Origin of the sequence: Allofrancisella heilbronnii (genome assembly GCF_000710735.2) — a bacterium.
GTDB lineage: Bacteria > Pseudomonadota > Gammaproteobacteria > Francisellales > Francisellaceae > Francisella > Francisella frigidaquae.
In genome coordinates, this window is sequence record NZ_CP144673.1 from 679405 (window position 1) to 703786 (window position 24382).

A 24382-nucleotide genomic window follows, 5' to 3' on the forward strand; every position below is an offset into this window, starting at 1 on the left:
AATTTTTGGGTTTTCGTATGTATAAAACAAGTATTGTAAAAGTTGGTGATATTTTAATCGGTGGTAATAACCCTATAGTAGTGCAGTCTATGACGGATACTTACACGGCTGATATAGATAAAACGGTAAAACAAATTTTAGCATTGCATAGAGCTGGTAGTGAAATTGTAAGGATTACTGTTAATGACGAAGAAGCTGCTAAGGCAGTTCCTGTAATTGTAAAAGAGCTCGCAAAACACGATTGTCATGTACCTTTGGTAGGGGACTTCCACTATAATGGCCATACTCTTTTAAGTAAATATCCAGAATGCGCAAAAGCATTAGCCAAATATAGAATTAATCCAGGTAATGTTGGCTTTGGGAAGAAAAAAGATACTCAGTTTGCTGAAATTATAAAAATAGCTATAGCAAACGATAAACCTGTACGTATAGGAGTTAATTGGGGAAGTTTAGACCAAAGTTTACTGGCAAGATTAATAGATGAAAATAACTCTTCTGCTAATCCGTTAGATTTAAAAGAAATAATGCATAAAGCCCTTATAACATCAGCTTTAGAAAGTGCTAAATATGCTCAAGATTTAGGTTTGGCAAAAGATAAAATAATAATCTCATGTAAAGTAAGCGAAGTCCAGGATTTGATTGCTGTTTACCAAAAATTAGCTAAAGAATGCGATTACGCTTTACACCTTGGGCTTACAGAAGCTGGTATGGGCACAAAGGGTATAGTTGCTAGTGCTATTAGTTTAGGTATACTTTTACAACAAGGTATTGGTAATACTATACGAGTATCATTAACACCAGCCCCAAATGCTCCGCGCACAGAGGAAGTTAGAGTTTGCCGTGAGATACTGCAAAATCTTGGTTTAAGAACATTCACACCAAGTGTAACATCTTGTCCTGGGTGTGGTAGAACAACAAGCTCATTTTTTAGGGAGCTAACTAGCCAAGTCAAAGAATATCTTGATGAAAAGATGCACCAATGGAAAGAAGAATATAAAGGTGTTGAAAACATGAAGGTTGCTGTTATGGGCTGTGTGGTAAATGGCCCTGGTGAGTCTAAAAATGCTGATATTGGTATCAGTTTACCTGGTAGTGGAGAATCACCAGTAGCACCTGTATTTATAGACGGTAAAAAGTCTCATACATTAAGAGGTGATAACATCTCTAACGAATTTATAGAGATAGTCGAGAATTATGTTAGAAATAATTATAAAAAAGTGAGTAGGTAGAGAGATGTCAGTAGTTTTTATTAAAACGCCATTTCCAAAGCTTAAGTTTGGCTATACAAATAATACTCAAGGCTTTAGTAAAGGAAAGTTTGCTAAGTTTAATCTATCTGATAGTGTTGGAGATAATCCTCTAGCAGTTGAAAAAAATCGTAATTTATTTAAATCGTGTGTAAACGCCAATGTTAAGTGGCTTAGACAAAATCATACAAATATTATAAAAAGTTTCGAGGAGTATGATGGAGAGTTCTGTGATGCCATCTATACAGATAAACCAAATCAAGTTTGTACTGTATTGACAGCAGATTGCCTTCCTATTTTACTTTTTGACAAAAGAATGACAAAAGTAGCTGCAGTACATGCTGGTTGGAAAGGCTTGGCTCATGGAGTATTAGAAGTTAGCTTAAAAGAATTTATAGGTTTGGACCTTGTTGCATGGTTTGGCCCTTGTATAACACAACCGTATTATGAAGTTGGTCAAGATGTATATGATAGTTTTATCAAGCAAGACGAAACGTTTATTCAAGCTTTTAAACCAAAAGGAGAAAATAAATATTTTTTTGATATTAAGTTTATTGCTAAGCAGATTTTAAATAGTAATCATTGTTTTGATGTAGTTGATTCAGGTTTATGTACATTTAGTAATAAAAGATTCTATTCCTATCGTAAAGAAGGGGTTACAGGCAGACAAGCTAGTTTTATATGGTTTGAGTAAATAAGTATAAAAGGATATTTATGTCACAAAAATTACAAGTTTTAAGAAAGTTAATGAATGAAAAAGGCTATGACTTTTATCTGGTGCCTTCGATAGACGATCATAATAATGAATATGTACCTGAGTGTTGGCAGTATCGTAGTTGGATTAGTGGCTTTGATGGATCTGCAGGGGATGTTTTAGTAACTTTAGATCATGCATACTTATCTACAGATGGTAGATATTTTTCTCAAGCTGAATATCAGTTAGCAAAGAGTGATTTTACTTTATTAAAGCAAGCTAGTTTTGAATCTGAAATTGAAAAATGGTTAGCTAAAAGTTTTGCTGATAAAACTTTAGCTATAGATCCTAAAAAAATAGGTATAACTAGAGTTTCAAATTTATTAGATATTGCTACAAAATCTGGTGGAAAGATAATTTTTGATGATGAGAATTTGGTTGCAAGAGCTCAGCAGGAATTAAATCAAGTAGTAGCTGTACCAACTGCAAGAGTATTTGAACAGCAAATCCAATACGCCGGTCAATCTGTTGAATCAAAGCTAAACACTATCCGTAAAGAGTTAAAAGAAAAATCTCAAAACGCTTTAGTTGTTTCTAGTTTAGATGAAATCATGTGGGCTCTTAATATTCGTGGTAGAGATATTGAACATACTCCAGTAGCTATTAGTTACTTAGTTATAACTTTAGAAGAAGTTTACTTTTATATTGATAGTTCTAAGTTAGACTCTCAAATAAGAGATTATTTATCAAGTAATAATATTACAGTCAAAGAGTACACACAATTTTTTGAGGATTTAGCTACCTATGAAGCTAAGTATCTATTAGATGCTACTAGTGCTAGCTATGCTATAAAACAAGCAATAGAGAAAAATTCTAAAAGTTCAATACTAGTGGATAGATCACCTATTGTGTTAAGTAAAGCTATAAAAAACTCTGTAGAAATAAATGGCGCTAAAGACGCTCATAGAAAAGATGCAGCAGCGTTCGTAAAATGGTGGTATTGGCTAGAGAATAATTACCAAGGGATCAATGAGCTACAATCTGTTGCTAAGTTAGCCGAATATAGAGCACAACAAAAGGGTTACGTTGAAGATAGTTTTCCATATATTGTAGGGCATGGCGCTAATGGTGCTATTATACATTACAAGCCTAAAAATAACTCGCAGTTAAAAACACTTGATGATCAAGTGCCTTTACTATGCGATTCCGGAGGACAATATAATGAGGGTACTACAGATATAACTAGAGTACTACATTTTGGTAGGCCAACTAAAGAGCATAGAAGATATTACACTTTAGTGTTAAAAGGACATTTAGCTTTAGGTAGAGCTGTATTTCCAAAAGGGACTACAGGGTCTCAATTAGACGTTTTAGCACGCGAACATTTGTGGCATTTTTGTGCTGATTATAGTCACGGCACAGGCCATGGTGTAGGTAGTTTCTTAGGGGTTCATGAAGGTCCCCAACGCATTAATTCAAGTTCTAAAGTAGAGTTAATGCCTGGGATGATACTAAGTAATGAACCAGGAGCATATTTTCCAGGTGAGTTTGGTATTAGGATAGAAAATTTATGTTATGTTAAACAACGTAACCAAGAATCTCCTACAGGTCACGGACCATTTTATTGTTTCGAGGATTTAACTTTAATACCTTATGAATATAAGTTAATAGAAACGTATATGCTGACGTACACAGAGAAGAAAACTATAAATCACTATTATAGTAGGATTAGAAAAGAAGTTTTGCCATTAATTGAAGAAAAAGATGTAAAAGATTTCTTATTACTCAAAACAAGACATATCAAATAAAAAAATATGGATAAAAAACATATTAAAATATTCCTCTACCTTTGCATTACTGTAATCGCAGGTTTCTCAGGAGCTTATTTTGATAAGTATAATTTTAAAGAGAAACTTATAAACTTTAGATATGCTATCTATGATTATTTTACTAGAGAGCCAATCAAACACTATACTCCAGAAGATAATAAAAATATTGTAGCAAGATTTTTTTCTGAAAGTGAAGAAGCTAAGAAGCAACAAGCAAACCAGTTTGATAATTTAAAACAATATGCTCCACAAAGAACTTTACCAGCTGTTACTGATTACTGTCATGGTTTTCTGGAGTTTGGTAACCCTAGCTTTGATGTTACTGATGGACTAGGTCAGGCTAATTTGTATCTATGTAGAGATGGCTATGTGGTTGGTTATAATTATCAAACTAAGCAAGCTAGTTGGGTTGCTTTTAAGCTTACTAAAGCAAAGATTGCCAATAAGCAAAAACGAGATGATAATTTTCGTGAAGACACTGATGTGCCTTTTGTTTATAGGGCTCAATTAAGTGACTATAAAAAATCTGGTTATGATAGAGGACATCTTGCCTCATATGCTTCTACTGATTTTAGTGAAAAATCAGCAGAACAGTCATTTTTACTTTCTAATATTTCTCCACAAAAAGCTGGCCTAAATAGACAGGGGTGGGAAGCTTTAGAAACAGATGAGCGTATTTGGGCAAATATGTATGATAGTATTTATGTTTATGTTGGTCCAATATACAAAAAACAACAAATCCACAAAACAATAGGTGATAATAAGATAGCAGTACCTGATTATTTTTTTAAGTTAATATATGTACCTTCTAAAAATAAAGCTATAGCTTTTGTAATGCCAAATTCTAGAGTTGAGAAGAAAAAAGTCGCTAATTATAGAACTTCTATAAAAGATATTGAGGACCGTACAGGCTTACATTTTTTAATCAATATACCAGAAAGAGAAGCTGTTGTAGGTAAAGTTTCCACAATGTGGCATACTACTTTTTTTTAAAGAATGGACTGTGTTTAATCTATCTAAAATTCCAGCTTGCAACAGATTTATATTATTTACCTTATTTATTTCTAACGTCATAATGTGTCCAATTAAAATTACTACCTGTTTTTTCATTCATTTCTATAAGCTTAGAGTGTAATTTAGAACTTGAAGAAGATTTATTGTGATATCTATACCATAAGTTCTTATCATATGATTGCGGCGGTGTACAACTTGTTAAAAATGTAACTACTATACCAGCGACGATAAAGGACTTTATGTAATTCAAAAATCAGCTCCTATGTTTTTATTAATTAGACTAGTTCAAGTCCTAATCTATATAGTAAAATTTCTTTCATTAAGTTATAACAAAAATTTTTATACAAATTGTTTAAATTAACTATATCTACATTTTCAAAAAACATCTATAACTAAGCTGCCATATGAAGTAGAATATTTGGCAATAAATATAAAATGATAAATATTCTTTTATGCAAAAAAATAAAAAACCTAATTTTGAAGATATAAATGAAGCTTTGAAAGTTATGCAAGCTTTGCCAACTGCTTCAGAAGCTCATGGATTATTATGCGCTTTATTTAGCTTTGGTGCAGAAGTCAAATTTACAGCTTGGTCTGACTCACTGATGACTAAGTCACTTGAAGAAGGAGATATCATAGCAGCATCAGCCCTACAAACCATGAAAGAACTATATGATTTTACAAAAAATCAGTTTGATGAAAAAGGCTTAAGTTTTGATTTATTTATTCCAGGAGACGAAGAGTCTCTTAGCTACCGTGCTGAAGGCCTTAGCCATTGGATTAAGGGCTTTTTATCAGGAGTGGGCTTATTTGGATTAGATTATGAAAACGCTGAAAGTAAAGAAGTAAAAGAGGCTATTCATGACCTTATGCAAATATCATATATGGATTATAGTAGTTTAGAAGATAATGATACTAGCGAAAGTGATTTTTTGGAATTATTAGAATATACACGTGTAGCTGTGCTTCTAATAGATAGTGAAAAGGTTTAGAAATTTTATGGCTAGTAAATATGACATAGCAATAGTAGGAGGAGGTGTTGTTGGTTTACTAACATCTTTGACTCTAGCTAAGGCGAAGCTTAACATTATCCACATAGAAAAAGATGAACTAGAAGTAAAAAATGATAATAGAAGTTTAGCTCTCTCATATTCGTCAATAGCATTTTTAAATACCTTAGAAATATGGGATAAAATTACAAGTAGTACACAGCCTATTCAAAAAGTACACATTTCAGATAAAGGTAAATATGGTAGAGCAGAAATATTTGCAAAAGATGAAAATTTACCATTCTTAGGTACTATTGCTCCAATGCAAGAATTACTTAGAGTAGCTTTGGAAGCCGTTGCTAATAATCCTAATATTACAAAATCTTTTGCCACAAATGTTGAAGACTTAGAAAAACAAGATCAAAACTATTCCTTAATAGTTAAACATAAAACTAGTTCTCATCAGGAGATAATCCAAGCTAAACTTATAATTGCTTGTGACGGTGCAAATTCAAGTATACGTAAGATGTTAGATGTTGCGGCTAAAACTACTGATTATAAGCAAGATGCTGTAGTTTTTGATATCCAAACGGAACTTGACCACAAAAACACAGCTTTTGAAAGATTTATGAGTGATGGAGTATTAGCTGTTTTGCCAAAAACTGATAATACTATGGGCTGTGTTTGGACAGTAGATAGAAGTCAGTCAAAATCAAAATTAAACCTTGATGCTAAAGAATTTGAAAAGCTTATCCAAGATAGGTTTGGTTATAGATTAGGGCAACTAAAACTGGTTTCTAAGCCTGCTATATTCCCACTATACCTTGTGCAATCTGAAGAAGTATATAAACAAAATATTCTATTTTTTGGGAATGCTTTACACTTTTTACATCCAGTATCAGGTCAGGGTTTAAATTTAAGTATTCGTGATATCGGGTTTTTATATGATTTGCTGAATAATAATTTTTCAGAACAAACTTTAAATCAAAAGTTAGCAGAATTTGCTAATGTGAGAAAACTAGATCACGATAGAACTATTTATATAACGCATGGATTTATTCGCTGGTTTGTGTCAAATGATCCAAAGTTAGTTGTAAGTAGAAATATTGGATTACATTTACTACAGCGTAGTAAATTAGCTAAAAAAGCTCTATCTCGTGTAATGATGGGTAAACTTAGCAAGGGTTCAACTCTTATGAGAAAGGTTGTTGAGTGATGATATTGCAAAAAGATATTGTGATTGTAGGTGCTGGTATGGTAGGGCTAAGTTTAGCCTTAGCTCTACATAAAAAAGGTTTACAAGTAGCGATAGTAGAGGCTAAAAGCATTAGTAGTAAAGTACTAGATCAAAACAGAATAGAAACTAGAGTTAGTGCTATAAACCATACCTCAAAAAGATTTTTAAAAGAACTAGATGTGTGGAATATTATTAGATCTTACAAGGTTTCACCATATTATCAAATGCAGGTATGGGATGATAATTTTGATGAAAAAATTACTATTACAGCAGAGGAAATATCAGAACATAGTTTAGGATGTATAGTAGAGAACGATGTTATAACAACAGCTTTATTGGAAAAAATTAGCCAAACTGGTATTGAAATATTTGATAATCAAAAAATCAAAGAAGTTCAAAGATGCCAAAATATAGCTAAAATCATTTTGGAAAATAAAACTATAGAAACAAGTCTGGTGGTTGGAGCTGATGGAGCTAATTCATTTATTCGAGATTATTTTAATTTTGAAACAAAGGTCAAACCATATGATCACATATCTATAGTAGCTACATTAGAGCTCGAAAAGGACCATAACCAAACAGCATACCAAAGGTTTTATGATAAAGGTGTATTAGCTTTTTTACCTTTGGAGAATAAAAATAAAGCTTCAATTGTTTGGTCAGTTAAGACAGATTACGCTAATTATTTAATGGGTTTGAAAGAGCAAGAATTTGAAAAAGCTTTAGCTTTAGCGATTGGAAACGTATTGGGTGATACTAAATTACTAACAAAAAGGTTTGGCTTTGAATTGCTGCAACGCCATGCCAAAAGTTATATTCAAGATAAAGTTGTATTGGTAGGGGACGCTGCTCATAGTATTCATCCACTTGCTGGACAGGGTGTAAATCTTGGCTTTAAAGATGTTATTTCTTTGACTAATGTTCTAAGTGAGAGTTTTGCAAAAGGTAGATTATTGGGGACTGAATCAACTTTAGACAAATATCAACGTGATAGAAAACTTGATAATACTAAAATGATTACTTTAATGAAAACTTTTAAAGAGGTATTTGGTAGTGATAATAAGTATATTAAAAAAATACGTAGATTTGGACTAAAGTTTGTTGATAAAAATAGTTTTATAAAAAGAATTATTGTAAAACAAGCTTTGTAGTTAGTAGTTACCATACTCCCCTTGCTTAGCAAGGTACTCCTCTGAAGAGGAGGTTTTTACAAATACAAGTTTTATAAAAAGAGATAAAAATGAAAACAGATGATTTTGATTATAAATTACCAGAGGAACTGATAGCTAGTTATCCATTGGATAAGCGTGATGAAAGTAGACTTTTAAAGTTAAGTAAAGAGACTGGCAATATCAAAGATTATAAATTTAAAAATTTTATCGATTTTATAAACCCAAAAGATTTACTAGTTTTTAATAATAGTAAAGTAATGTTAGCTCGCCTTTATGGTAAAAAAACCACAGGTGCAAAGCTTGAATTTTTAGTAGAAAAAATCAAAACACCAAAAGTTTTTGAAACTCATATCAAAGCAAATCGCTCACCAGTTATAGGTAGTGAAATTTATGTTCAAGACACATTGGCTAAAGTTTTGAATAAAGATGATGGTATATATCTTCTTGAGTTACAAGATAAAAAGAATATTTACCAGTTAATGCAAGAGTTTGGGCATATTCCACTACCTCCGTATATGAAGCGAGAAGATGAAGAATTTGATGCTGAGCGTTACCAAACAGTTTATGCAAAAGATTTAGGTTCAGTGGCAGCACCAACAGCAGGTTTGCATTTTTCAGAAGAATTAATGCAACAGATAAAAGATAAAGAAGTTGGTACAGCTTATATAACTTTACATGTTGGTTCCGGTACTTTTAAACCTGTACAGGTTGATGATGTAGAGAGTCATAAAATGCATTCAGAAGTTATATCGGTACCAGAAGATGTTTGCCAAAAGATCCGTCAAACAAAAGCTAATGGTGGTAGAGTGATAGCAATAGGTACAACCTCTGTGCGTTCTTTAGAATCAGCAGGGCAAAGTGGTGAAATACAAGCTTATCAAGGTGAGACAGATATATTTTTATATCCTGGCAAAAAATTTAATATAGTTGATGCAATGATTACTAATTTTCATTTACCAAAATCGACTTTAATAATGTTAGTAAGTGCGTTTGCAGGAAAAGAAAATATAATAAATGCGTATAAACATGCTATAGATAAAAAATATCGTTTCTATAGTTATGGCGACGCGATGTTTATTTACTAAGGAGAAAAATGAAAAAAGCGTTCTTTTTTGATATTGATGGTACGTTGGTCTACGAAAATAAAGGCCAACTTTTTGTTTCTGATAAAAATATTCAAGCTATTAAAAAGCTTAGAGCTCAAGGTTTTAAAACTTTTATAGCTACAGGAAGGACACCAAATTTTGTTCCACCTAGAGTGTATGATTTACCAATGGATGGCTATATTACTGCAAATGGTTCTGTAATACGAGTTGGTGATAAATTAGTCTATGAAAAGCTTTTTCCTCAAGAAGCTATAACTTCTGTGCTTAAATTTTGCGAAAAGCATAATCATAATTGGCTTTTTGAAGGTGACTTTGCTTACGTAGATGATCTAGAATCAGAAGACTTGAAATATTTTTATAATAAAGTGATTGTTAATAAAGATAAGATTATAAAAGCTCATAACTTACAAAATGTAACAATTTATAATGCTCTAGTGTTAGGTAGGGATGTTGATGTTGTAGCGTTACAACACACCTTAGGTGATGATTATGTTACAGCACCGCACATTGAACATGGTTATGTTGATTGTTATTTGGCAGGTCATACTAAAGCTGATGGTATAGATAAAATGGTTGAATATCTTAACTTACAAGATTATGAAACTTATGCTTTTGGTGATGGCAATAATGATTTAGAAATGTTTGATAGGGTTGATGTTGCTATAGCAATGGAAAATGCCTCTAAGCAGTTAAAAGAAAAGGCAACTTTAATAACAAAAGCGAATTACCATGATGGTGTGTATCATGGTTTAGTCCAATTAGGGCTCTTGTAATTAAACATTTTATGATAAAAAAAGCTGAATAATTTATAAAATTACATAAACCTTTTATAATTTCAATAATACAGCTGGAGGTAATTGTTAGCTGCAATAGCCCCTTTACAGAGTATTTTACTGACAAAGTAAAAATAAAGCTGTTCGATTATATTAGAGTATTATAAGCTTTATATAAATAACCTAAAGTTTTACTAAGAAATGGATAAATATTTACAGCAAGCCTTAGAACAAGCTAAAAAAGGACTAACAGAGGGCGGTATACCAATAGGTGCGATATTAGTAATTGATAATAAAATTATTGGAGCTGGACATAATCAAAGAATCCAAAAAGGTAGCCCTATACTCCACGCAGAAATGGATTGTTTAGAAAAGGCTGGTAGGTTAAAAGCAGCTGATTACCAAAAGGCTACTCTATATACTACTTTGTCACCGTGTGCGATGTGTACAGGAGCTATATTACTCTATGGTATTAAAAATGTAGTGATTGGTGAAAACATTAATTTTATGGGGCAAGAAGAACTTCTAAAAGCCAATGATATAAACGTTACAGTTGTAAATGATGCCCAATGTATTGAGATAATGCGGAAGTTTATCAAAGATAGTCCTAGTCTTTGGAATGAAGATATAGGTGAATAATCTAATTTATTATCATTAGAAGTAGCTTTTGTTGGTTTAACAAACAATGGTTTTGTATAATATAGCTAAGTAAGTTATTTAACTATAAGTATAGGTTAGGTTATAAAATGGTAAAAAAAGTTTTACTCTCAATTGATTTTATTAATGAAATTGTACATCCAGAAGGAAAGCTAGCAGCTAAGTTTATACCTAACTTAGTCAAAAATGACGTCATTGGAAATGCAAATTTGGCTATAAGCAAGGCACGTGCAAATGATATTCAAGTTATACATGTGAAGGTTGGATTTTCAGCTAATTATATAGAGTGTCCAGAAAACTCACCAATTTTTAGTAACGCTAAAAAATTTAATGCTTTAGAGCTAGGGAAATGGGGAACAAAAATTTATGATCAAATAGATGTTAAAGCTAATGATCATATCGTAATTAAACACCGAATAAGTGCTTTTTATAACACGGATTTAGAATGTGTTTTAAAAGCAAATGATTTTAAAGATATTATAATTATGGGAGTATCAACGGATATGGCTGTAGAGCTAACCGCTCGAGAAGCTCATGATAGAGATTATAATGTAACTGTTTTAGAGGATGCGTGTACAACTTATAGTGAAGCCGCGCATGTAGCATCTATTAATAATATAAGTAGGGTAGCAAGTGTAAAAACTGTAGGACAATGGTTAATATAAAGACACAATTTTAAAAGATATATAAGATGCATACAGAACCTTTAATTTCATTATTTGTATTTGTAATGCTAGGAATACTAGTACTTACGATGATTATAAAAAAGCTTAAACAACCATATGTTGTAGCGTATTTACTAACAGGAATACTGTTAGGTCCATATGGCATAAACCTTATAGAAGATAATCATAATCTTGCTAGATTAGGAGAAATAGGAGTAATTTTATTATTATTTTTTGCAGGTATGGAGATTTCACCACGTAAGTTTGCTGAAAACTGGCAAGTTCCAGTTATCGGGACTATGTTACAAATTACTATAACAACCCTGCTAGTTTCATTAGTTGGAGTAGCTTTAGAATGGTCTTTAGCCAAGATAGTGCTTTTTGGATCTGTTGTAAGTTTAAGCAGTACAGCTGTAGTTCTAAAATTATTACATGACAGTGGTAGTATGAGGACTCGGTTAGGCCAAAATGTATTAGGAGTACTACTTGTACAAGATTTAGCGGTTGTTCCTATGCTTATCATTATAGGTTTTTTAGGAGGTGAGGCCCCATCTTATAGTCAGATTGTTTTACAGATTGTAGGTGGTACTCTGGTTATTATTATCGCAGCTATTATGGCTATTAAGAAAAGTATCAAATTGCCTTTTATACCAGCACTTGGGAAAGATGATGAAATGAAAGTTTTTGCTGCATTGATAATATGTTTTGGGATGGCATCTTTAACAGGTGAGTTAGGTCTTTCTTCAGCTTTGGGGGCTTTTGTAGGAGGAATGATTGTAGCTACAGTAGAAGAAACAGAGTGGGTCGGTAATAGCCTAGCTACAGTAAAAACTATCTTCATGGCTTTATTTTTTATTTCCATAGGTATGCTTATTAATTTAAAATTGGTATTTAATAATTTATCTGTGTTTATTATTTTTTTAATATTAATTTTTTTAATTAATACTATTATCAATACACTTATATTTAGAGCATTGCGTCAGCGAGTGGAAGAAGCTCTAATGGGTGGGGCGATGCTCTCACAAATAGGAGAGTTTAGTTTTGTACTTATAACAATGGGGTATGTGCTAAATATCTTAGATAATACTACATATCAAATGAGTATAACTCTGGTTTCATTATCATTGCTATTTAGTCCATTATGGATAAGTATTGTTAATACATTTATTAGAAAATTTATTCGACCTGATACTAAGTAAAGCTATATCTTAATGAAAAAATCCAATTGCGTTTTATAGCTTTTGTCTGTCATAATTAAAGTTTATTTTGAGCTTAAAATTTTCAGGTTATTAACATGGAACAAGACTCCAGAGCATTAGTTATATTTGGTTTATGTTGTATTTTAGTAGCTCAGTTTGTTACGGGCATAAATATCACTGGATCAAAATATTTAGTAGAACATGTTCCTTTGATTTTTTTGCTAGAGATGCGTTTCATTATCGGTGCTATGTCACTTCTAATAATTTTAATCATTAGTGGTAAAACCACACAAGTCTTGGCTCTTAAGTCAATGCCTCGAAAAGCATGGTGGGTATTAGTTGCTCAAGGTTTATGTGGTGGAGCATTATTTAATTTGTTAATGCTTTCAGGGATTCATTATACTTCTGCAACTATGGCAGGCATTATCACAAGTACTTTGCCTGCAATGGTGATTTTAGCTATGTGGTTACTACTAAAAATATCTATAACATTGAAACAGTGGATATGTGTTCTAACGGCAATTATAGGTTTAATCATGGTTAATTTACAGTATTCTCACGATAGTACAAGCGTTAATAGTATAAGCTGGTTGGGTAACTTACTTATTCTTATTGCTATGTTACCAGAGGCTGGCTATTATGTATTGATTAAAGTTATGAAAATTCCTATTAATCCATTAATAGGCTCGATTATTATTAATGTCATAAATGCAATCTTTGTACTACCGATGTTGCTATGGGTGGATTTTGGGTTTATTGAAATGTTAAGTATGTTTGATTGGGTTATGCTATTGATTTTAGGTGTTGCATCAGGACTTTTTTATTTATGTTGGAGTAAAGGGAGTGAATATCTTCAAGCACCAACTACAGGGATGTTAACTGCATTGATGCCTATATTTACTTTAATTTTAGCAGTATTATTTCTTAATGAAAAAATTACCATTGTACAGATGGTAGGTATGCTGGTGATTATTTCTTCTATAATAATAGCTAACTATCGAATTAGACGTTTAAAAGCATAAAAATTATTATCTGAAATCATTTAAAATATGCTTTGTTAATTGGTTTAACTAAGCTTTACATGTTTATCTTAAATATATAAAATTTGTTATAGCTAATTTACCATAAAACTAATATGTCACACAAAGCGAAGCCTGTCTTCACGAGCATGATGACATATTATTGATATTTTAAACATTATTCATTGTGATAAATTATTAATTGATTAGCTACGGTTAAGAAAATTGTTAAATCTAGACTAATAAAGGTTACATATACTTATGAGTGTTTATCAATACCAAAATTTCAAAATATTAGAAGTGCAAGGTGTAGATACTAAAAAGTTTCTCCAAGGTCTTGCAACTGCTGATTTAAATCTATTATCATCAAATAACAACCTTTTGCTTACAGCGTTTGCAAACCTCAAGGGTAGAATAATTTCGTTAAGTTTTATCAAATATATAGCTGATGATAAATTCTTGCTTTCTGTAGAAGATGGTGTTTTAGAAATACTGCAATCTTGGCTTAAAAAGTATGGTATGTTTTCTAAAGTTAGCTTTTCTATAAATGGTCAATATGCTTTATTTCTTACTGATAATGAATTTTTAAAGCACGATATTTTACCTACAGGTAGTTTAGAGTCTGATATCAGTTTTGAAGCAGCCCAAAAACAAAATATCCTAAATAAACTAGCTATTATTGATGCAAAAAATACTGAAAGATTTCTTCCAGCAGAACTAGAGTTAGATAGTCTAGAAAATGTAGTATCCTACAAGAAAGGTTGCTATATGGGGCAAGAAGTTATAGCTAGAATGCATTATAAAGCTAAGTTGAAAAAAGAATTGGCAGTTGTAAAATCTAGTTTTGATATTCAAGAACTAGATTTGAAAGATCAAAACAGTAAACCATTAGCAAACGTAGTAAATAAAATCTTTTTAGATAACCAGTGTTATATGTTAGTAGTTTTCCATAAAGAATCTACAGAGTCAGAATACCAGCTAGAAGATGGCCATAAAATCATAAAATGCTAGATAATCTTAACCCCCAACAGCAACAGGCTGTAAAGTATATAGGATCACCTTTATTAGTATTAGCCGGTGCTGGCAGTGGTAAAACTAGCGTTATTATTGAGAAAATTTCTTACCTTATAGAGCAGTTATTATATCCTGGTAAAAGTATCTTAGCTGTTACCTTTACCAACAAAGCAGCCAAAGAAATGCAAGAAAGAGTCAGAGCTAGGCTTGATAAAGATGTATCTAAAGGATTGATGATAACTACTTTTCACTCATTAGGATTATCGGTTTTAAAGAAACACTATGCTGATCTAGGGTATAAAAAAAGCTTTACACTTTTTGATAGTGCTGATTCTTTAGCTCTTATTTACGATATAGCATATGAAGAGTATCAACTACCAAAGCAAAATGCTGGAGCAATACAATCTAAAATTTCATTTTGGAAATCAGCACTTTTAATGCCAGAGCAAGTTGAGCCTAAAGATGAACTAGAGCATCAAGCAATGTTTATCTACCAAGAGTATCAAAAATATTTAAAGTCATATAACTCATTTGATTTTGATGATTTAATATTTCAACCAATTCAGCTTTTTAGAACTAATCCAAATATACAAAAACTATGGTCAGATAAATTTAGATATATACTAATAGATGAATATCAAGATACTAATGAATCACAATACCAACTATTAAAGTATCTCACGCAAGGTAAAAATAAATTTACAGTAGTAGGTGATGATGATCAGTCTATATATGCCTGGCGAGGTTCACGACCAGAAAATTTACGCCATTTACAAGAGGATTTTCCTGATTTAAAAGTTATAAAACTAGAACAAAACTATCGTTCTACAGGTAGAATTTTAAATGTCGCAAACAAACTTATAGAAAATAATAGCCATATTTTTGAAAAGAAACTTTGGTCAGCTAAAGGATATGGTGATCAGGTTAAAGTTATAAGTTTGCTAAATGATGAAGATGAGTCACAATTCATCGCTAGTGATATTTTTTTTGATAGAATAAAAACAAATTCAAAAAATTCTGATTATGCGATATTAATTCGTAGTAACTATCAAGCTTTTGTATTAGAAAGGTATATGCAAATGCATAAAATTCCGTACGCTATAAGTGGAGGTACTTCATTTTTTTCAAAATCTGAAATTAAAGATATTGTTTCTTATCTACGTCTTATTGTAAACCCTGATGATGACAGAGCGTTTTTACGTGTTATTAATACTCCAAAAAGAGAAGTAGGTAGCGCAACTATTCATAAACTTGGTGAGTATGCTAGCTTTTATCATTGTAGTTTTTTTCATACTCTCTATAACCTAGATAAAGTAGAATTGCGCGAGTATGCTAAAGCAAATCTTAACAAATTTAAAGATTTAATAATTTTTACTCAACAAGAGATTGTAGCTAGTATTTCTACAGTAGAGCTTAAAAAGATTTTAGGAGAATTTGTTGAAAAAATTTCGTATAGACAGTGGTTAATAGACTCAAGCTCATCAGAAAAACAAGCTGAATTTAGGTACGCTAATGTATTAGAAGTTATAAGATGGATAGTTAATCAGTTAGAGGATGAAGCGTATAATGGGCTTGATTCTTTATCTTTGGTTTTGAATAAGATGTTGCTTATAGACATTTTAGATAGAGATAACGAAGAAAAAAATGATGATCAAGTTCAGATTATAACGATGCATGCTTCAAAAGGTTTAGAATTTAAAAAAGTCTATATAATGGGAATGGAAGAGGGTATATTACCTCACCAGCAAAGTATAGAAGAAGAATCTATAGAAGATGAAAGACGCCTAGCTTATGTAGCTATAACTAGAGCAAAAGAAAATTTAACGATAACACTTACAAAACATCGTAAAAAATTTGGTGAAAAAATAGTCACTGTTCCAAGTAGGTTTATAGAAGAGCTACCTGAGACTGATTTATATTGGGTTGGTAGTGAAAAAGAATGTCCAGAAACTCGCAAAGAGAATTCAAAGCAAAACATTTCAGCATTAAAAAATATGTTTGGATAGCTTTTTGTAAAAATCTAGACTTTTAGATTAAATCTCAACGAACAGTATATGCTTGGGCGTGTTGAAATCTAATGCTGCCAAGTCCAAATTTTGTTAAAATATGTACAGTAAAAGTTATTTGAAATTTATTTATCTATGAATCAAATAGAAATGATAAGTCTTAATGATTTAATACCGAGAAATCATACCTATCGTAAGTTTATATCGATTTGGAACTTTAAAAATGTTGCTAAGAAATTAAAGAAGTTTGAAAAAGATAACCCCTATAAAGGTTATGGAATGCTACGTTTATTTAAATGTTTGCTATTACAGTTTATGGAAGATCTTAGCGATAGAGAATTAGAGAAATATCTACAAGAAAATAATGCGGCTAAATGGTTTTGTGAATTTACGTTATCAGAAAAAACACCCGATCATAGTGTATTTTGTAAACTAAGAAAGAATATAGGTACCCGTTTTATATCAGAAATTTTTAATGATTTAAGAAATCAATTAAAACAACAAGGGTTTATCAATGAAGTTTTTAGTTTTGTTGATGCTAGTCATCTAATAGCTAAAGCCAATCTTTGGAAAGAAAGAGATAAAGCTATCAAAGAGAAATATGAAAAGTTAAATAATGAAATACTTCCCAAAGTAGCTACAGATAAGCAAGCACGTATAGGATGTAAAGGTAAAGATAAATTTTGGTATGGCTATAAGAAACATGTTAGTGTAGATATGCAAAGTGGTCTGATTAATAAAGTAGCTGTGACACCTGCAAATGTTACAGATGCAAAGGGTATAAAATATGTTTGCCCTGATGGTGGTGCTATTTATGCTGATAAAGGTTACTGTACAAAATACGCCAATAAAACGGCTAAGGTGTAGTAGCTCAAACTTGATCTGACAGTCACCAATTAATTTGAGACTGAATTTATTTCTAAACTAGTGTCAGATTTATCAAACATATTACCTAAATTTTTCTCTTTTGCCAAAGGTTTTGAGTCAATAAAAGTTTTCATAGGCGTTTTCCATAACAGTGCTTACCAGAATGTGGTCTATCGTTATTGTAATAATCCAGCCATATATCAACATCTTGCTGAATCTCCTCAATCGTTGAATAAACCTTTTTTCTAAACATTGTCTCATAACATTCATTTTTCATAGTTTTATGAAATCTTTCACAGATACCATTAGTTTGAGGGGAGTTAGCTTTTGTTTTAGTATGGTCAATGTCTTCTATGCTTAAGTACATCTGGTAGGAATGATTCTCCAGCTTTCCACAATATTCCGTGCCTCTATCTGTTAATACTCTTAATAGATCTATTCCATGTTCCTCAAAGAATGGTAATACCTTATCATTAAGCATATCAGCAGCTACTATTGCATTTTTTTCTGTATATAACTTAGCAAATCCTACTCTAGTATACGTATCTACAAATGTCTGTTGATATATCTTACCTATACCTTTTATATACCCTACATAGCTATCTTGAGATCCTAAGTAACCTGGATGATGCGTTTCAATCTCACCAGTAGCAACCTTTTTAGCTTTTTCTTTTTCTAAAGCTTGTAATTGAGCTTCTGTAAGTATAAAGCCATCTTGAGCTACTTTGGTCTCTAGTGCTGTTAATCGCTTCTTAAAATTCTCTAAGTCATGTCTAAGCCAAATAGATCTAACTCCACTTCCTGAGACTAATATTCCTTGCTTTGCTAATTCATTTGATACTCTATGTTGTCCATACGCCGGATATTCATAAGCCATATTAACTACTGCTTGCTCAATATGTGCCTCAACTCTATTTTTCTCTAATGGCTTCTTACGGGATATTTCTTGTAAAGCTAATTCTCCACCATTATCGTATAACTCTTTAAAGCGATAGTAGCTGTCTCTTGAGTAACCCATCACTTTACAAGCTTGCTTGACATTACCTAATTGTTTTGCTAATTCTAACAGACCTAATTTGGGTTTGATTATCTTTTGAGATGCATTCATTTTATTCTTCCTTAATTTGACATCTTATTTTATACACAATGTCAGATTAAGTCAAAGCTATTACACTTTTTAGATTCAAGCAGTCATTTTAAGTATCTTTTTCATTTTTATAATTTCCCTATGACTAGCTTGATTGGCGGCAATTAAAATTTTTCTTTTCAAAGCATAGTGATTTTTATTTGAAGCAAGTTTTAGTTTTTCAAGTTCAATAAATGCCCCTATAGATAAACCTATATGGTTAAGCTGAGTAGTAATTACATATGTAGGTGATTTAGCAAGGCTAGCGTTTTGTTTTATACTTCGATGATAAACTTCTATGTTCCATCTTTTTTGATAGATATCTTCTATGTGGCTACTCTCTAGGTTTAGATCATTAGTAATTAAATAAATCTCACCTGTTGAATTGTCCCCGTTTTTGAAGACTTGGCGAGTAACCACAAGACTATATTTTATATCTTTTAAATAAATTTTCATAGCCTCATTTTCTAGCAATCCTAATTCATCTAACCTACAGTAGTTACCAGCAAGAGCGTTAGTTTTACTCTTAGCAACCAAACGATTATTCGCTATACCTATTACATACTTGAGTTTATGTTTGTTAAAAAAATTTAAGTTAGCTTTAGAAGCAAAATAGCTGTCGGCTACAAGATAGTTAAACTTTGTAACATTCTTTAATGTCTTAATTACAAGCTTCCTAGCTAATTCATTTATCGTATAACGGGCTTTACGTTTTAATCTATCTTTACCATGCTTATCTTTCTCTACTACTAGCTGATCCTTAGTTTGCACTTCAAAGCCAACAGGAATATCAGCACATTCTGTATGGATTAAAGCACTAATAAGATTTATGCTTTTTACTGCTTTGCCTACAGAATGATCATAAAACCAGTTTACAACTTCATTTATCTTGCTATCTGGCTTATGAACTATAGTGTTGTCTAATGAGAAAATCTTAAAAGCCTCTCTAAAATTACTTAAAATACTTTTACCTTTGTACCAAACATATTGACTTTCGTAATTACCAACTTGAAGCATTCTTGTAAAACTATCGTGTTTAATTGTGTTATCTAACATACTTGAACACATCGTAGCACTAGCTTGAGACATTTGGCAGAGTAAATATTCAGTATATAGATTTGCTAATTCACGTTGTTTCATTTTTAGAACGTAACATAGTTGATGTAACTATAAATTAACACATAGAAAACTTTTTCGCTTTATCTATTTTGCAAAAGTCCGTAACTCCAGTTAAATCATCCAAATCGACTATGCTTGCAACAGACCCATGCTTATCTAAAACAGATATCTTTCCCACTAGCGTTAGGCGATTTTAATCCGTAATAGAGTCGTTAGAATATTACAAACTACATAAGGTTTTAATGAAGAAATATGGGATATTTTGATTCTGGAGGTCATATGAAACCTGAGGCTTTAAATCACATTTGAAAGATAATGAAGGTTTAATTGGCTTTTTGTAGTCTCCTTTCAATAAAAAAATAATGTTTTCAGGAGAGCGTCCTTCCATATGTATATGATGCTGCCAAGTATGGCAGCGAGGAGTCCATAGCTCACCAATAGCCAAATTTTTTTCCCAATAATCAAATCTCTTACCAAGCATTATCTGTCGTTCTGTAGTTGTCATAGTATACATATGATGAGGTTTGACCAAGACTTCATGACCATCGATGCTTATCCATGGGAGTTCTTTATCACCTCGAACGTCTGTTAATAAGGAATTCTTCCGTAACTGATTAGCAATATTATGTTCTTTATTTAGTGGCAAGTAAGCTACAAGGTGATGTTCATAGTCGAAAGATTCGCCTAGGTACTGATATTTTTTATCGTTGCCCAATAGCTTTGTCATACTTTTATTATCTGTCATATAATGTGGTTTTTGTCGTTCGGTATGCCATACATTATCTTCCATATCTTTAGTAGTAACGAGTTTACGGACAGGTAACCCCTCTAACATGCTCATCATTTGGTGACCAAAGCAAGTGCCAAATATGGGTTTACCTTTTTTAATAAAATGATCTAAGAATTTTGGAAAGATGAACTCAACCATATCTTCTTTTAATGAATCAAGGTCATTAAATTGTGTATTTTTTTTGGTATATTTAACTTCAGGAATATTTTTATTTGTTAAAGCTGGGTTTGGGACAAACCCAAGACGAAGGTTGCGAGAAGTTGGTTCGATAATGAGTACATCATGTAAATTTAAGATGCAAGTAATAGCATCCATTTTTTTAAGTTTAGTAACTTGTTTCCAGTTATAAGAAAATCGGAATGTTCGTCCATGCTGAACACACGTTTCGATATGTTTTAGAAAATTTCCCCAAAGACTCGATATTTTAAATTCTGTAAGCTTATCACTAAGGCCTGGAAACTTAAAAGAAACTTCCATTGTATACTCATCGAAATTCATGACAGTAATATGGTAATCTTTTGCTAAGGCTGGATACCAAAGTTCAGGATGTCCATATTTATCATAGTTGATTATTAATACACGTTTATTCATTTTGTTAATTCTCCTCTATTTTGTTATTATTTATTTAATTACAATCATTATTAATTTAAACATTTAAGCTGGTAATTCCGTTTTATAGTATTGCTTACAAGTATTTAATTTCATATATGTGTTTTTTAATGTGAGATATTAATTTTTAATACATAATGATTTCTAATAAGAGGTTTTATTTAAGAAAGTGTGGGGCTTCAGCGAGTATAGCTGTAAGTGTTGTTATATAGCTAAATCGAGATATTTCAGTTATAATTATTCATTATTTGTAGCTATGACGTATTCACTAGATTTTCGTAAGAAAGTATTATCGATAAAAGAGTCTGAAGGTTTAACCTTTGAAACTACATCAGCTAGATCCAAGATTAGGTTCAATGTAAAAAAAATCACTTCAGCCAAATAAATGTACTTACTAAAGTGCTTTTACTGATAATGAATCTAACATAAACTGCTGTGTATCTGCATTAGATACATAAGTTATTAGATCATTCCAAATACATTTATCAGCCCAATATTTATAACGCTTATGTAGAGCTCTGCTATTACCATAATAATTAGGAATATACTTACATGAATCTTCTAAGCTTAACTGTATCTTTTATGTGCAAGCATTTTTGAGTTGTAAGAAAAGTTAAAATAGTTGACCAATTTGACTCTGATATATAATATTCCATTTGCAATAAGTATATTTGTTCGCAAAACTATTTAAATATACTTAAATGATTTATTCAATTTTTTTGTTCATGGAACCTAGATAATTGACAAAGACCATAATAATCAAACATTATAAGGAGAATTATAAAAATGAATAAACGTGTATTAATAATCAACTATGATCAATGTGGACATCCTGAACTTTGGTATCCAGCCTTAGCAAAAGATTACCATATTACCGTTATGAATTTCGATGAGGTTACAATGGAAGTTTCTTTTAAGTTTGCAGGCCTTAGAAATAGGCTTATAGATATGCATACAGAAAGCCGAATATTGAGTCTTTGGGGAAATTTTCTAAAACATATCGAAACATGTGTCAAGTATCGTCGAAGATTCAGCTCTTCTTATACTTGGGAAGAAGTTACTAAACTTAAAAAAATGGATGCTATTACTTGCATCTTAGATTTACATGATGTACTCATTATCGAACCAACTTCTCGCAACCTTCGTCTTGGGTTTATCCCAAACTCAGCTTTAAAAAATTCGCCTTCAGAAAATAATATCTCTGAAATTAAATACCCCCAACAAACTACAGGATTTGATTATTTCGAAACAGTAAAAAATGACACGGCTGAGTTCGTCTTTCCAAAATTCTTAGATTATTTTATTAAAAATGGTAAACCCATATTCGGCACTTGCTTTGGCCACCACCTCCTAAGTATGTTGGAAGGATTGCCTGTCCGTAAATTCGTTACTAGTAAAGATATGGAAAATAATGTATGGCACAACGAACAAACAAACCCACATTATATGATAGATGATAGATATACAAGATTATTAGGCAAGGATAATAAATATCCATATTTAGGTGAATTATTCGACTATGAACATCATCTTGTAGCTTACTTGCCACTAAATAAAGAACATAATATTGCTAATCAGTTACGGAAGAATTCCTTATTAACAGACGTTCGAGGTGATAAAGAACTCCCATGGATAAGCATCGATGGTCATGAAGTCTTGGTCAAACCTCATCATATGTATACTATGACAACTACAGAACGACAGATAATGCTTGGTAAGAGATTTGATTATTGGGAAAAAAATTTGGCTATTGGTGAGCTATGGACTCCTCGCTGCCATACTTGGCAGCATCATATACATATGGAAGGACGCTCTCCTGAAAACATTATTTTTTTATTGAAAGGAGACTACAAAAAGCCAATTAAACCTTCATTATCTTTCAAATGTGATTTAAAGCCTCAGGTTGTAAACACATGTTATACTCAACACAATCCAGATCGCTTAAATGAGCTTCTATAGTTAATCCGAAATATTTTCGCTAATATGTTATAATAAATCAAAAAAGATGGCAAATAGAGGTTTATCACAAATCAATTAAGCAAAATACTTCTTTATCAGCATCACCAACTAAAGTTGAGAAAACTCAAAGAAATCATATTTTTTGCTCATTAGCGGCTTTTTGTAAACTAGAAATGCTCAAGATAAAAACTTCACTAAACCACTTCGCTCTGAAATATAAGCTCTTGGTTAGATCTAATGCTATTGCTCTTAAGCAACTATATGAAATTAGAAATTCATGACTAACTTGCGTAAGGTGAGTTATTAATTAACTACTATATTTTATCTATAAAATCTTCGAAATCTGCTAATCTATCATCAAAGTCGCTAAATAGTTTGCTTTTCTTTTTTTCTATAGGTTCGTTATTATCAAAGTAAGAGTCGTCACTGTCACAGTGAGAATCAAAAAAAGATCGTCTTTTTTCCAATACTGGTACATCTTTTAAAATTGGTTTTTTAGGGTACATATTTGTATTAAAAGTAGGAAATAAATTAAGTTTTTTAATAAAAGTTCCTTCAATTACTCTATATTGAGTTTCATATTTATCAAAAGTAATTAATATTTCAGTATCATCTGGTAAAATCACTTCTTTTTCAACATTATTAAGCCTATAGTCAAGGCTCATATCAATTCCTTGTACAACTCTATTTATAATTAATAAAGTTGGATTTAATCCTTTTACAAACCTCAAAGCAATATCTTTCTCTAAACTTGTACTAGAAAATCCCTTTAAATTGATTTTTTTTAAGTTGGTTGGGTAATTAAAATCGACCCCTCTATATACTCTAATTGGCTTAGGCAATTCCTTTAGAGTTAAAGCTCTTATACTATTATATAATTTTAATTTTTTCTGGTCGTTAATATGAAAATCAAGAAATTCTTTAATACCTCTTATATAGTTGTTAATTTCTTGGTACAAAATTCCAGAATATAATTTAATACTTTCTAATTCATCATCCTCAAAAAAAAATTTGTTCCATGTTTAATTTTCGTATGAATACGAAATTCATTTTTATCTGTAAAAGATTTTTGACAAATTTGACAAGTAAACATATTTTTCCCAAATAAATAAGTTTTTTGCATCTTACTTTAAAATCATACGTATTGCAATAACCAATTAAATTGTATCATAAAAAAGGTAGATGCATTTTAAATTTGTTTAATATATTTTACTTAAATATCTGAGGACCCAGAGCAGTTTTGTACTTTCTATTATTTATACGAGTTTATTCTAAGTTAGGTGTAAATTGT

General features: G+C 31.4%; 20 protein-coding genes and 3 pseudogenes. 18 read left to right on the top strand and 5 right to left on the bottom strand.

What is annotated here, in order from left to right; all coding sequences use genetic code 11:
- The first annotated feature begins 17 nt into the window (after positions 1–17).
- From ispG to FRA_RS03200, 4 genes are read left to right on the top strand one after another with little or no spacing between them, the layout of a single operon-like run.
- Entirely contained in the window at positions 18–1229 is a 1212-nt protein-coding gene (gene ispG / locus FRA_RS03185; protein WP_035718793.1) for a flavodoxin-dependent (E)-4-hydroxy-3-methylbut-2-enyl-diphosphate synthase, read from the top strand.
- 4 nt (positions 1230–1233) lie between these two features.
- Positions 1234–1941 carry a peptidoglycan editing factor PgeF gene (gene pgeF / locus FRA_RS03190; protein ID WP_035718794.1) on the top strand — a complete coding sequence of 236 codons (708 nt, stop codon included), beginning with the start codon at positions 1234–1236 and terminating at the stop codon, positions 1939–1941.
- Positions 1942–1961: 20 nt separating this feature from the next.
- The gene (locus tag FRA_RS03195) at positions 1962–3749 is read left to right on the top strand and encodes an aminopeptidase P family protein (protein ID WP_035718796.1); all 1788 of its coding nucleotides are present in this window, start codon (positions 1962–1964) and stop codon (positions 3747–3749) included.
- Positions 3750–3755: 6 nt separating this feature from the next.
- Positions 3756–4763, top strand: coding sequence for a DNA/RNA non-specific endonuclease (locus tag FRA_RS03200; RefSeq protein WP_051686743.1), 1008 nt, complete (start codon positions 3756–3758; stop codon positions 4761–4763).
- 61 nt (positions 4764–4824) lie between these two features.
- On the opposite strand, the gene FRA_RS03205 is transcribed toward FRA_RS03200, so the two are convergent.
- Complete coding sequence (locus FRA_RS03205; RefSeq protein WP_155960860.1) at positions 4825–5034, bottom strand: hypothetical protein; 210 nt, start codon at positions 5032–5034, stop codon at positions 4825–4827.
- Between the two features lie 202 nt (positions 5035–5236).
- On the opposite strand from FRA_RS03205, the gene FRA_RS03210 reads away from it, so the two are divergent.
- The 12 genes from FRA_RS03210 to FRA_RS03265 all read left to right on the top strand — a co-directional run bounded on the left by FRA_RS03210 (position 5237) and on the right by FRA_RS03265 (position 17488).
- Positions 5237–5776, top strand: a complete 540-nt coding sequence (locus tag FRA_RS03210; protein ID WP_035718798.1) for a UPF0149 family protein — start codon at positions 5237–5239, stop codon at positions 5774–5776.
- A gap of 7 nt (positions 5777–5783) precedes the next feature.
- Positions 5784–6989, top strand: a complete 1206-nt coding sequence (locus FRA_RS03215; protein ID WP_035718801.1) for an FAD-dependent monooxygenase — start codon at positions 5784–5786, stop codon at positions 6987–6989.
- Complete coding sequence (locus tag FRA_RS03220; RefSeq protein ID WP_035718803.1) at positions 6989–8161, top strand: UbiH/UbiF/VisC/COQ6 family ubiquinone biosynthesis hydroxylase; 1173 nt, start codon at positions 6989–6991, stop codon at positions 8159–8161. The genes FRA_RS03215 and FRA_RS03220 overlap by 1 nt, the downstream gene beginning before the upstream one ends.
- An 89-nt stretch (positions 8162–8250) precedes the next feature.
- Complete coding sequence (gene queA, locus FRA_RS03225) at positions 8251–9267, top strand: tRNA preQ1(34) S-adenosylmethionine ribosyltransferase-isomerase QueA (RefSeq protein ID WP_035718805.1); 1017 nt, start codon at positions 8251–8253, stop codon at positions 9265–9267.
- 8 nt (positions 9268–9275) lie between these two features.
- Complete coding sequence (locus FRA_RS03230; RefSeq protein ID WP_035718807.1) at positions 9276–10061, top strand: Cof-type HAD-IIB family hydrolase; 786 nt, start codon at positions 9276–9278, stop codon at positions 10059–10061.
- A gap of 201 nt (positions 10062–10262) precedes the next feature.
- On the top strand, positions 10263–10700 hold the full coding sequence (locus FRA_RS03235) for a nucleoside deaminase (RefSeq protein ID WP_035718810.1): 438 nt from the start codon (positions 10263–10265) through the stop codon (positions 10698–10700).
- 107 nt (positions 10701–10807) lie between these two features.
- Positions 10808–11383, top strand: a complete 576-nt coding sequence (locus FRA_RS03240; protein WP_035718812.1) for a cysteine hydrolase family protein — start codon at positions 10808–10810, stop codon at positions 11381–11383.
- A gap of 26 nt (positions 11384–11409) precedes the next feature.
- Entirely contained in the window at positions 11410–12582 is a 1173-nt protein-coding gene (locus FRA_RS03245; RefSeq protein ID WP_035718815.1) for a cation:proton antiporter, read from the top strand.
- Between the two features lie 95 nt (positions 12583–12677).
- On the top strand, positions 12678–13604 hold the full coding sequence (locus FRA_RS03250; RefSeq protein ID WP_035718817.1) for a DMT family transporter: 927 nt from the start codon (positions 12678–12680) through the stop codon (positions 13602–13604).
- Positions 13605–13862: 258 nt separating this feature from the next.
- On the top strand, positions 13863–14612 hold the full coding sequence (ygfZ, locus tag FRA_RS03255) for a CAF17-like 4Fe-4S cluster assembly/insertion protein YgfZ (RefSeq protein WP_035718818.1): 750 nt from the start codon (positions 13863–13865) through the stop codon (positions 14610–14612).
- Positions 14606–16621 carry a UvrD-helicase domain-containing protein gene (locus FRA_RS03260; RefSeq protein WP_035718821.1) on the top strand — a complete coding sequence of 672 codons (2016 nt, stop codon included), beginning with the start codon at positions 14606–14608 and terminating at the stop codon, positions 16619–16621. Before ygfZ ends, FRA_RS03260 begins: the two co-directional genes overlap by 7 nt.
- 135 nt (positions 16622–16756) lie before the next feature.
- Positions 16757–17488, top strand: coding sequence for a transposase (locus FRA_RS03265; RefSeq protein ID WP_035718823.1), 732 nt, complete (start codon positions 16757–16759; stop codon positions 17486–17488).
- Between the two features lie 29 nt (positions 17489–17517).
- On the opposite strand, the pseudogene FRA_RS03270 reads toward FRA_RS03265, so the two are convergent.
- From FRA_RS03270 to FRA_RS03280, 3 genes and pseudogenes are all read right to left on the bottom strand, one after another.
- Positions 17518–18596 (bottom strand): annotated as a pseudogene (locus tag FRA_RS03270) (IS481-like element ISFw3 family transposase).
- Positions 18597–18671: 75 nt separating this feature from the next.
- Positions 18672–19754 (bottom strand): transposase, encoded by a 1083-nt coding sequence (locus FRA_RS03275; RefSeq protein WP_081835909.1) that lies wholly within the window; start codon positions 19752–19754, stop codon positions 18672–18674.
- Positions 19755–19953: 199 nt separating this feature from the next.
- Positions 19954–21114: a hypothetical protein gene (locus tag FRA_RS03280; protein ID WP_035718827.1), complete on the bottom strand. Its 1161-nt coding sequence runs from the start codon at positions 21112–21114 to the stop codon at positions 19954–19956.
- 804 nt (positions 21115–21918) lie between these two features.
- On the opposite strand from FRA_RS03280, the gene FRA_RS03285 reads away from it, so the two are divergent.
- Together FRA_RS03285 and FRA_RS03290 are read left to right on the top strand one after the other, a co-directional pair.
- On the top strand, positions 21919–23091 hold the full coding sequence (locus tag FRA_RS03285) for a hypothetical protein (protein WP_035718830.1): 1173 nt from the start codon (positions 21919–21921) through the stop codon (positions 23089–23091).
- Between the two features lie 38 nt (positions 23092–23129).
- Positions 23130–23372: pseudogene (locus FRA_RS03290) on the top strand (IS701 family transposase); the annotation flags it as partial.
- A 33-nt stretch (positions 23373–23405) separates the two neighbouring features.
- On the opposite strand, the pseudogene FRA_RS03295 reads toward FRA_RS03290, so the two are convergent.
- Positions 23406–24083: pseudogene (locus FRA_RS03295) on the bottom strand (ADP-ribosyltransferase); the annotation flags it as partial.
- Positions 24084–24382 lie beyond the last annotated feature (299 nt).